The 9,441-nt window shown below is 58.1% G+C and carries 11 protein-coding genes; 6 read left to right on the forward strand and 5 right to left on the reverse strand.

Annotation, left to right across the window (positions count from 1 at the left end; genetic code table 11):
• The 4 genes from dapC to dapE form a co-directional block, all read left to right on the forward strand.
• Positions 1–1,195, forward strand: a 1,195-nt coding sequence (gene dapC, locus B3Y70_RS09865; RefSeq protein ID WP_288589713.1) for a succinyldiaminopimelate transaminase, incomplete at its 5' end; no start/stop codon positions are given.
• The gene (locus B3Y70_RS09870) at positions 1,192–1,533 is read left to right on the forward strand and encodes an ArsC family reductase (RefSeq protein WP_014422002.1); all 342 of its coding nucleotides are present in this window, start codon (positions 1,192–1,194) and stop codon (positions 1,531–1,533) included. The genes dapC and B3Y70_RS09870, both read left to right, overlap by 4 nt.
• Before the next feature lie 40 nt (positions 1,534–1,573).
• Complete coding sequence (gene dapD / locus B3Y70_RS09875; RefSeq protein ID WP_011786012.1) at positions 1,574–2,602, forward strand: 2,3,4,5-tetrahydropyridine-2,6-dicarboxylate N-succinyltransferase; 1,029 nt, start codon at positions 1,574–1,576, stop codon at positions 2,600–2,602.
• Positions 2,603–2,688: 86 nt separating this feature from the next.
• Positions 2,689–3,819, forward strand: a complete 1,131-nt coding sequence (gene dapE / locus B3Y70_RS09880) for a succinyl-diaminopimelate desuccinylase (RefSeq protein ID WP_023008783.1) — start codon at positions 2,689–2,691, stop codon at positions 3,817–3,819.
• A 34-nt stretch (positions 3,820–3,853) separates the two neighbouring features.
• Here the strand turns inward: dapE and B3Y70_RS09885 are convergent, their stop codons facing one another.
• Positions 3,854–4,072 (reverse strand): SlyX family protein, encoded by a 219-nt coding sequence (locus tag B3Y70_RS09885; protein WP_011786014.1) that lies wholly within the window; start codon positions 4,070–4,072, stop codon positions 3,854–3,856.
• Positions 4,073–4,240: 168 nt separating this feature from the next.
• Between B3Y70_RS09885 and B3Y70_RS09890 the strand changes: the two genes are divergently transcribed.
• The gene (locus B3Y70_RS09890) at positions 4,241–4,780 is read left to right on the forward strand and encodes a cold-shock protein (RefSeq protein ID WP_219194472.1); all 540 of its coding nucleotides are present in this window, start codon (positions 4,241–4,243) and stop codon (positions 4,778–4,780) included.
• A 78-nt stretch (positions 4,781–4,858) separates the two neighbouring features.
• On the opposite strand, the gene B3Y70_RS09895 is transcribed toward B3Y70_RS09890, so the two are convergent.
• The 3 genes from B3Y70_RS09895 to B3Y70_RS09905 form a co-directional block, all read right to left on the reverse strand.
• Positions 4,859–5,233: a hypothetical protein gene (locus tag B3Y70_RS09895; protein WP_206855867.1), complete on the reverse strand. Its 375-nt coding sequence runs from the start codon at positions 5,231–5,233 to the stop codon at positions 4,859–4,861.
• A complete protein-coding gene (locus B3Y70_RS09900) occupies positions 5,205–6,608 on the reverse strand; it encodes a hypothetical protein (protein WP_278350116.1) in 1,404 nt (467 codons plus the stop codon). The genes B3Y70_RS09895 and B3Y70_RS09900 overlap by 29 nt, the downstream gene beginning before the upstream one ends.
• Before the next feature lie 133 nt (positions 6,609–6,741).
• Positions 6,742–7,653 (reverse strand): DUF1853 family protein, encoded by a 912-nt coding sequence (locus tag B3Y70_RS09905; protein WP_286895776.1) that lies wholly within the window; start codon positions 7,651–7,653, stop codon positions 6,742–6,744.
• A gap of 64 nt (positions 7,654–7,717) precedes the next feature.
• Between B3Y70_RS09905 and B3Y70_RS09910 the strand changes: the two genes are divergently transcribed.
• Positions 7,718–8,158 carry a VOC family protein gene (locus tag B3Y70_RS09910; protein WP_286715089.1) on the forward strand — a complete coding sequence of 147 codons (441 nt, stop codon included), beginning with the start codon at positions 7,718–7,720 and terminating at the stop codon, positions 8,156–8,158.
• A 63-nt stretch (positions 8,159–8,221) separates the two neighbouring features.
• Here B3Y70_RS09910 and B3Y70_RS09915 read toward each other — a convergent pair whose 3' ends face one another.
• Complete coding sequence (locus tag B3Y70_RS09915; protein WP_286715086.1) at positions 8,222–9,295, reverse strand: hypothetical protein; 1,074 nt, start codon at positions 9,293–9,295, stop codon at positions 8,222–8,224.
• Positions 9,296–9,441: the final 146 nt, after the last annotated feature.

Genomic DNA, 9,441 nt, shown 5'->3' on the forward strand with positions numbered 1-9,441 from the left:
CAATCTGGAAAGACTTCACCCCTACCCCTTCGAGAAACTGGCCAAACTGAAGGCCGGCATTTCGGTACCAGAACATCTGGAGCCTATCTCCCTGGGAATTGGTGAACCCAAGCACCCGTCGCCAGCCTTCGTAAAGGACGTTATTGCCGATAACCTGGACAAACTGGCGAATTACCCCACCACCAAAGGCACCGACGAACTTCGTAGCGCGATTGCCGGATGGGCAACCCGCCGGTTTGATCTTGCACCGGCGTCATTGGATCCGAACCGCCACGTGGTGCCCGTAAACGGAACCCGCGAAGCCATCTTCGCCCTGGTTCAGGCGGTTGTGGATGCTGGCAAACCCGCCACCGTGGTCAGCCCCAATCCTTTCTATCAGATCTACGAAGGCGCAGCCTTCCTGGCCGGCGCCACACCGGTTTATCTGCCCTGCGATGGCAGCAATGGCTTCATCCCGGACTTCGACGCCGTGCCCGAGTCGGACTGGGAGAACTGCCAGATCCTGTTCCTGTGCTCACCCGGCAATCCGAGTGGAGCGGTGATTCCGAGGGAAACCCTGGTAAAAGTGATTGAACTGGCCGACCGGCACGATTTCCTGATTGCCTCGGACGAGTGCTATTCAGAGCTCTACCCGGACGAAGCCAACCCGCCGGAAGGCTTGCTGCAAACCTGCGCCGCCATCGGCCGCCACAATTTCGAGCGCTGTGTGGTGTTCCACAGCCTGTCCAAACGCAGCAACCTGCCGGGCCTGCGGTCCGGCTTTGTGGCCGGCGACGCAGAGGTGCTGGCTGGCTATCTGAAATACCGCACCTACCACGGCTGTGCCATGCCTATACATAATCAACTGGCCAGTATCGCCGCCTGGAGCGATGAAGACCATGTGCGCGAAAACCGCGCCGCCTACCGGGCCAAGTTCGAGGCAGTCGTGCCCATTCTGCGCGAAGTGATGAACGTCGACTTCCCGGATGCCGGCTTCTACCTCTGGCCGGAGACGCCCATGGACGACGAAACTTTCGCCCGGGAACTGTCTGCCCGACAGAACGTACACGTATTGCCGGGCCGATATCTGTCGCGCACGGTAAACGGCCACAACCCGGGTGAAAACCGCGTGCGCATGGCGCTGGTGGCTCCCCTGGAGGAATGCGTTGAGGCCGCGAAACGTATCGTTGAGTTCGTAAAAGGTTTTAAACAATGAAGTTATATGGCATCCGCAACTGCGACACCGTCAAAAAGGCCCGGAAGTGGCTGGATGAGCACGGCTTGGACTATGAGTTCCATGATTTCAAGAAAGACGGCCTGAGCAGCGAGAAGCTCAGCCAGTGGGAGCAGGCCGTTGGCTGGGAAACGCTCCTGAACAAACGCGGGACCACCTGGCGAAAACTTCCCGACGAGGTTCGTGATACCATTAGCGCCCAAAGTGCCCACCAGATCATGCTGGACAACCCCTCCATCATCAAGCGCCCTGTCGTCGAGCGCGGAGACGGCGTAAATGTGGGGTTCAACGCAGACGACTGGTCTGCGTGGCTGGGCTGAATTTTTCTGACTATTTAATGACAACAGGAGCAACCACCAGATGAGTTTTGCATTCGGTATCGGAATCGGCACCCAGAACAACCAGGGCGAATGGCTGGAGGTGTACTACCAGCAGCCGATCATGACACCCGACAGAGACCTGATCGACGTGGTTGAGTCTGCGCTGGACTATAAAGGTGGCAACCAGGCCATCAGCGTGAAAGCAGAACAACTGGCACAGTTTGCCAACGCCCTTCGCCAACTGGGCCGGACAGACCAGGCCAAACTGGCCGAGAAAGCGGCTGAGAGCAAGCGCCCCGTAGTAGTCACCGTACTAGCAACGGACGATACCGCTTCCAGCACGCCGGAGGTGTACCTGAAACTGCACCTGATCTCACACCGCCTGGCCAAGCCCCACAGCCTGAAGCTGGACGGCATTTTTGGTCTGCTGCCCAACCTGGCCTGGACTAACGAAGGCGCCATTGACCTGAATGAGCTGCCGGAGCGGCAACTGCAGGCACGCCTGGAAGGCCGCATTCTGGAAGTGAAGTCGGTCGACAAATTCCCGCAGATGACCGATTACGTGGTGCCCAAGGGTGTACGTATTGCCGACACCGCCCGAGTACGTCTGGGTGCCTACGTAGGCGAAGGTACCACCGTCATGCATGAAGGCTTTATCAACTTCAACGCCGGTACCGAAGGCACCAGCATGATCGAAGGGCGCATCTCCGCGGGCGTGATGATCGGTAAAGGGTCCGACCTGGGCGGCGGCTGTTCCACCATGGGCACGCTTTCCGGCGGCGGCAACATCATTATTTCCGTGGGCGAGAACTGCCTGCTGGGCGCTAATGCCGGCATCGGCATCCCGCTGGGCGATCGCTGCACCGTTGAAGCTGGCCTGTACATCACCTCAGGCACCAAGGTGGCCCTGCTGGATGACCACAACAAACTGGTGGAAGTGGTGAAAGCCCGCGATCTGGCCAGCAAAAACGATCTGCTGTTCCGTCGCAACAGCCAGACCGGTGCGGTTGAGTGCAAAACCAACAAGACCGCCATTGAACTGAACGAAGAACTGCACGCCAACAACTAAGGCTGCAGCCCGCCACAGAACCCACCGACACCAGGGGTTCTGTGGTGTTATTCCCTCTACTCTTTTCTTATCGAACAGGTTTCCCTATGTCGCTCTCCCCCACCCTGGAACTTGCCAAGGACCTTATCCGCCGCCAATCCGTAACGCCGGACGACGCGGGCTGCCAGGAACTCATGATGTCACGCCTGGCGCCGCTCGGTTTCAGTGGGGAAAACCTGCGCTTTGGCGAAACCGACAACCTGTGGGCAAGAAAGGGCAACAATGGGCCGGTTCTGGCATTTGCCGGCCACACCGACGTGGTACCCACCGGCCCCGAGAAAAACTGGGCGCACCCGCCGTTTGACCCGATCATCAAGGACGGCTATCTGCACGGTCGGGGCGCTGCGGACATGAAGGGAAGCCTGGCGGCCTTCATCACCGCCTGTGAACGATTTGTGGCCAACCACCCGAATCATCGGGGCTCGATTGCCCTGCTGATCACCAGCGATGAGGAAGGCCCGGCCCAGGATGGCACCGTAAAAGTGGTGGAAACCCTCGAAGCCCGCAATGAGAAAATGGACTGGTGCCTGATTGGCGAGCCGTCCAGCACCCATCAGGTGGGGGATGTGATCAAGAACGGCCGGCGCGGGTCCCTGCACGGATACCTCACCGTTCACGGCGTTCAGGGCCACGTGGCCTACCCGCATCTGGCGGAGAATGCCGTCCACAACGTTGCACCGGCACTGGACGCGTTGGCCAAGGAATTCTGGGACAACGGCAACGACTTCTTCCCGCCTACCACCTTCCAGATAACTCGGGTCGAGGCCGGCGTCGGCAGCAATATTGTGCCCGGGGAGTGCCTGGTGCACTTCAACTTCCGTTACTGCACCGAGAACACCGCGGAAAGTCTGGAAGAAAGAGTGGTCGCTATCCTGGACCGGCACAACCTGAAGTACGACTTGCAATGGCACCTCAGTGGCCGGCCATTCCTGACCGACAAAGGCGCGCTGGTATCGGCCGCGCAGAATGCCATTCGAACCGTGACTGGCCGTGAGACAGAACTGTCTACGTCCGGCGGCACCTCAGACGGTCGCTTCATTGCGCCCACCGGTGCCCAGGTGGTCGAACTCGGCCCGATCAACGCCACCATTCACAAAGTGGACGAGTGTGTGAAGGCTGAGGATCTGGACACGCTGTCCGAGATCTACGAACAGATCCTGGTCGAGCTGCTGGCCTAAGGAATCGAACCAGAGGTTCACAATGAGCCTCTGATCAATAATGCGGCGGGGGTGTTTCCTCTTCTTCCCGCCGGATATTGGACGGCGAGATATCCTTGAGTTGCTTGTGCAGCATTTTCTTGGCGTCCCACAGTTCCCGAATGTCCATCTCCTGCTTGGCGACCTGATCACTCAACGTGTTGATCAGCTCATCCTGGAACGCAAGTCGCATTTCCAGTTCTGCCAGTCGTTCTTCCAGGGAGTTTTTGCTCATGAGGTTTGGTCAGCCCTTTCTGTAATCTGCTATCATGCCGCCTTTTACCGCCTGCGCCCGGGATAATCAGTTTTCCCGGGGTTGGCGGCGTTCACCGGCCAGACATGCCATGTTACCCGATGTCCGGCTTTTTATCGTCAGTGTTAAACCATGGAGAATAACCAACCAATGCGTAATCCAGCCAAAGCGATCCTTGTTGCCATTCTGATCGCGATTCCGGCACCGTTTGTACTCGGCCTTCTGCTTACCACCACTCCGGAACCCCTGAAAATCCTGGCGTTGGGCCAGGGCCTGGAAGCTCTGGGCAGCCAGGGTGGCATAGCGGCCTATCTGTTCGCGTTTGTTGTCTTTGCCGTTGCCGCCTTTGTTGCGATCGCACTCGCCGGCAAGCAGCCTGCCGCCAGGAGCTCAGCCGCGCGCAAAGCAGCACCTCGCAGTGCCCAGCCCAGCAATCAGTATGACGACGAAGAAGACGATTTTGACGACAGCACTCCTGAAGGTAACGAGGAAGGCACCGTCAAGTGGTTCAACGTCAAGAAAGGCTTCGGCTTTATCGTTCGTGACAGTGGCGACGAGATCTTTGTGCACTTCCGCGCCATCCGTGGCCGTGGTCGCCGCGTGCTTCGCCAGGGCCAACTGGTGCGCTTTAACGTGGTTGAGGCAGACAAAGGCCTGCAGGCAGACAACGTGTCTATCCTGAGCGACTGAGACAGCTCCCGCACGCGCCAATAAAAAAGCAGCCTCTCGGGGCTGCTTTTTTGTTTCAAGCCGAAAACCTTGTGGCTGTCAGTTCCAGACCACCAACTGCTCGCCGCGATGATCCAGCCGCCACCACTTATCGTCCTCCACCGGGTCCCCTTCTTTCCAGTCTCCCGGGCTGCAGCGGATTTCACTATCCATTGCCCGCCAGGCACTACGAGCGCAATCCAGGTCGCTGTTCCAGGGCAGCTCATCGCCTTCCATCACCAGTGAAGTGAAACGCTTGCCGAAAGCGCCCGGATACAGCGTGATGCGCACCCGCGCGCCGCTATACCTGGCCATGCCCTTCACCACGGAACTGACGTCGGTGTCGTCCAGCTGTAATTCGTCCAGCTGGCCTTCCAGCCAGTTGGAGACCGCGGCCGGTTCAAGGTCACGAATGTAGATTTCCAGATCCTGCACCCAAGGATTCTCCCTGCAGTTGTTCGCAATGTCGCACATAGTGAACCGGCCCGGGCCTCGCTGCAACCCATCGCTCCAGTTCCTCGCGCAGATCGTCCACCAGCAATCGTCGCAGCGTGCCGGCCCGCTTGCGCTCGTGCCAGAGAACATCCGCCGCCGCCTGTTCAATCATCAGGACCTCGGCTTTCTGCTCCGCGAGATGGCAATCTTCTCCCCGCGCCAGTGCAACCAGAGACTGCCGGTGCCACACCTCTTTTTCGCCTTCCAGTGCCGCTGCCGACACCGAGCCACGACTGGCAAACAAATCCAGCCGGGCGGCGGCTCGCCGTACCCACTGCAGCATACCACCAGGAGTGCTGACACAGCTGCTTTGTCGGGAAGCCGCATATTCGAGAGCCGCCTGGGAAACCTGGATATTCCAACGCTTTTCGATTGCCGGTTGATGTGCGGTGAGTACCGCCCTCCGCTGACGGACGCTCACTGGAGGCAACTCCAGAACCTCGGGTTCACGACCCAGCAACTGACCCAACCGAACGACACCGCTGGAATCCGTCATCGAATCACGACCAATCAGCAGGATTGGCCCAGACCAGCCGGAAACCAGATCCCGGATCAGGCCCAGCGGCTCGGCTATCAACGTCAGCAAATCGGCGGGGCTGACATTGTCCAATACCAGCGCAGGCCAATGCTCAGAGGACGAATCACCTGACGGCAAAACCGGTTGATCGCAGGCCAGCACTTCGGACTCCCGGCGAGGATCAACCTGAACCCAGGCCAGGCCGGGAGTGCTCAGGAGCGAGTGCAGCCAGGCCGACTTGCCGGCACCCCTCGGCCCACGAACCCAAATCAGTGCTTCAGGATTGGCCGCCAGGGCAACCGCAACATCTTCCGCCAGCGCGAGCCATTCTGGTTCCGCAATCGATACCGGCGCAACGAAACGGGCATCGGAGGTGGGCACAGGCACGTCATGTGCCGAGGGCCAGTACGTCACAAGCTCGAGAACAGCTACGTAGGCTTTATCCTGAAGCCGTTCACACTGGGACGTCAGGGCTTTCAGAAGCACCGGCCAATCGAGCCAGGGGACCTCTGCCGACTCGCGGGCAGAGGCAATCCAATAGATCAACTGGGAGGACAGATCACCGTCTCCGACCACCTCGGTCACGATGGGCTGCTCACCCTGAATGGTGCGAACGAGTTCGTCCAGATCGATACTCTGGCGTTGCAAAAACGGGGGAATCGCGGGGATGGCATCGAGCAATGCCAGCAGAAAATCTTCGGCAGTAATCACAGAACCGCCCCGGCGCCCAACGTTTTCTCGGGCCATCAACAGCGCGGTCTGACACTCCGGAGACAGACATCCTTGCCAATCTTCCATCGGGGCATCTCCTTCCTTGGCTTACGGGCATCGTCCTGATGCCACCTGAACAGCCCGGAATTCTAGAACCGTGTCACGAATGTGACAACGACCAACGCCCGTTTCTGTGAACCGAACAGCCCCTACAATGGTCTTAGGCGCCCGCACCCGGCCACTGAGGCGGCATAACGAACACCCGACTGGCCTCTACCCAGCGATCGGATTCCGGCCGCCTGTTCAAAACGGCAAACAACTGGGGTATCCCGGCGCTCTCCACCCGATCAAGCGCCGCCCTCGCCAATGCTGTATCCGGCGCAGCCGATTGAGCCCAGGGACCGATCCAGTCCGGCTTGAACAGGGGCACCCAGCCAGAGATATTCTCCTGCCGGGCCTGATCAAGCCTCATCCAGTGACCTTTCAGATGCTCCCTCGGCACCTGTGCCGGCGCTTCAGGCAGCGTTTGAGCAACCGGATAGAACAGATAGCCTGGCATGAAAATTCGTGGTGTAACTGTTTCGCAGACGCCAACACTGGCCAGCAAGCCCTGGGCTTCTGGTCGCTGGCACAAGCGGCTTTGGTGATTCAGCAGGCGCTCAGTCTTCAGATCCAGCCGATCCCGGGCATTGGGTCCGTGCCATCGGACCTGATTCGCCTCTGTTACGAAGCCGAGATAGAACTTGATGGCAATTTCGTGGTGCTCCATTTGGCCGGAGCACCGGTTGCGAATCAGAAAATCCAGCTCACCCAGCGTTCGCCCCTCGGCCTGAACCTGCTGATTCTGCAGTACAATGTCCCAACCCAACAGATCCCGCAGTAATACCTCGTACAAGCGCTCGAAATAGTGGCCAAGCCGACGCTCCGGAGTTTCCGCCAACCGAACAGGCAAGGCTTCAGGATTCCGCTCCCACCGTTTCAACGTCTCCAGGAATTCGGGGGGCAGATGGGCGGCAGGATCGAAACTGAGCTCATGTTTTAACAACTGAGGCGACAGACACAGCCAAGCCAGGTGCCGGACCGCCGGCACCTCGAGCGCCAGCAACGTCTCGGTAATCTCGTTTTTAGTCATAGCCGAAGAATACCGTAAACTGTGGGGTACACAATTCAGAACCTAGCCAGCCAAGGAGAACCTTATGCAATACCTGCACACCATGATCCGGGTGAGCAACCTGGACGACACGCTGCACTTCTTCTGCGATTTGCTGGGTATGGTAGAAATCAGCCGTAAGAGCAACGGAAAAGGCCGCTTCACCCTGGTGTTCCTCGCCGCCCCGGAAGACGAAGCGCGGGCCCGGGAAGACAAGGCGCCCATGATCGAACTGACCTACAACTGGGACCCAGAGGAATACACCGGCGGCCGCAACTTCGGCCATCTGGCCTACCGGGTGGACGATATCTACGCCCTGTGCGAGAAACTTCAGGCCAGTGGCGTCACCATCAATCGCCCACCCCGGGATGGCCATATGGCGTTCATCAAGACGCCGGACGGGATTTCCATTGAGTTGCTGCAGAAAGGCGATGCGCTCCCAGCACGGGAGCCTTGGGCGAGTATGGAGAATGTGGGGAGCTGGTAAAGTGACTTCGATTCTGTAATGGCGCCGGTTTTCGGTCCAGCCATTACAGAATCGAGCGTGTTATCAAATCGGCCATGCATCGGCCGGACGTAGTTCTCGGTATTCCGCCATCGAGATCTTACCGAGTTGCGGCGTGAGCCGGCACTTGCGCTTATTCCAGGGATATTCCTCCTGCCGCTTCAGCCAGTCCTTGCCCTCCCCTTCCTTCCAGGCTTCCAAATCCAGATCGCGCCAGAAGCGAGGGTTGCGACCGCTGCGCAGGTCGTGTTCAGCGGTGACCGGATCCAGGTGTCGGAATGGTTCCAGCCGTGGTACATCTGGCAGGGGCTGCGTCACATCCATGTAGGTCTGAAGTACATCCCAAAGTGCCAGGACCTCTGATTTGCTGGATTCGATGGTACTGAAAGCCGTTTTATGGAATGACTTTTGTGTATAGCGATGCACAAAAATGAGCCGATAGAACACACCGCTTTGCTGGATCACTCGATCCACATAAGCATCGAATTCCACGAACGGGGCTTCGAAAAACCGGCCTTGCCCGAGAGCCAGGCGAACCAGCCCGGTGGCTCGGTTAAACTCACTACAACCGTCCTCGAGGATGTCGTCCAGTTTCTTGTTGATCGCTTTTTCAAAGGGCTTGAGCACAAATCCCATCCCGGTGCTCATGAGCCAGTTAGTGGTAACCGGAGTTACCCAAATCGCAAACGCAATCCACATTAGCGAAAGAAGCCCACCAATAAAGACCAGAATCTCGGATGCAATATCTAAGTTGTTATTTGCCTCAATAATTCCCCAACCGACTAACGCTATACCGCTGAACCATAGGAAAAAAACCCATATGACCGGCAATGCAAGGACTAAAACCTTGAGTCCCAATTTGTCATTCAAAAATCGAATCCTTTGGTAGTCCCAGCACCAATCTTTGGACCCGAACTCGGGATCTGACTGTTCGTGCTCCTGGAGCACTTCAACATCTTCCATTGTCCCGAAATAGGGAATAATGCCGGCATAGGTACCGATAGGCTGGAGTTCCTCGCCGATGCGCGATCGCTCGTTGGGAGCTTTCGGCAGTGGAACAATCTCCATCGCCCGAAAGGCGGTGTTCGATAAAACAGTGCCTTGCAGCAGTTCAGTCACGCAGATCCCTCAAGCAACACAAAAAACGAAGTTGCTGAGCGACATGTGGCTGCGCCGATACTATCAAGCATTTCAAATCGGCCAGGCATCGGCCGGGCGCAGCTTTCGGTACTCCGCCATCGAGTGTAGTGGTTCAATGATTCCGG

This window comes from Marinobacter sp. UBA5687, from assembly GCF_002420325.1.
Taxonomy (GTDB): Bacteria; Pseudomonadota; Gammaproteobacteria; order Pseudomonadales; family Oleiphilaceae; genus Marinobacter; species Marinobacter nauticus.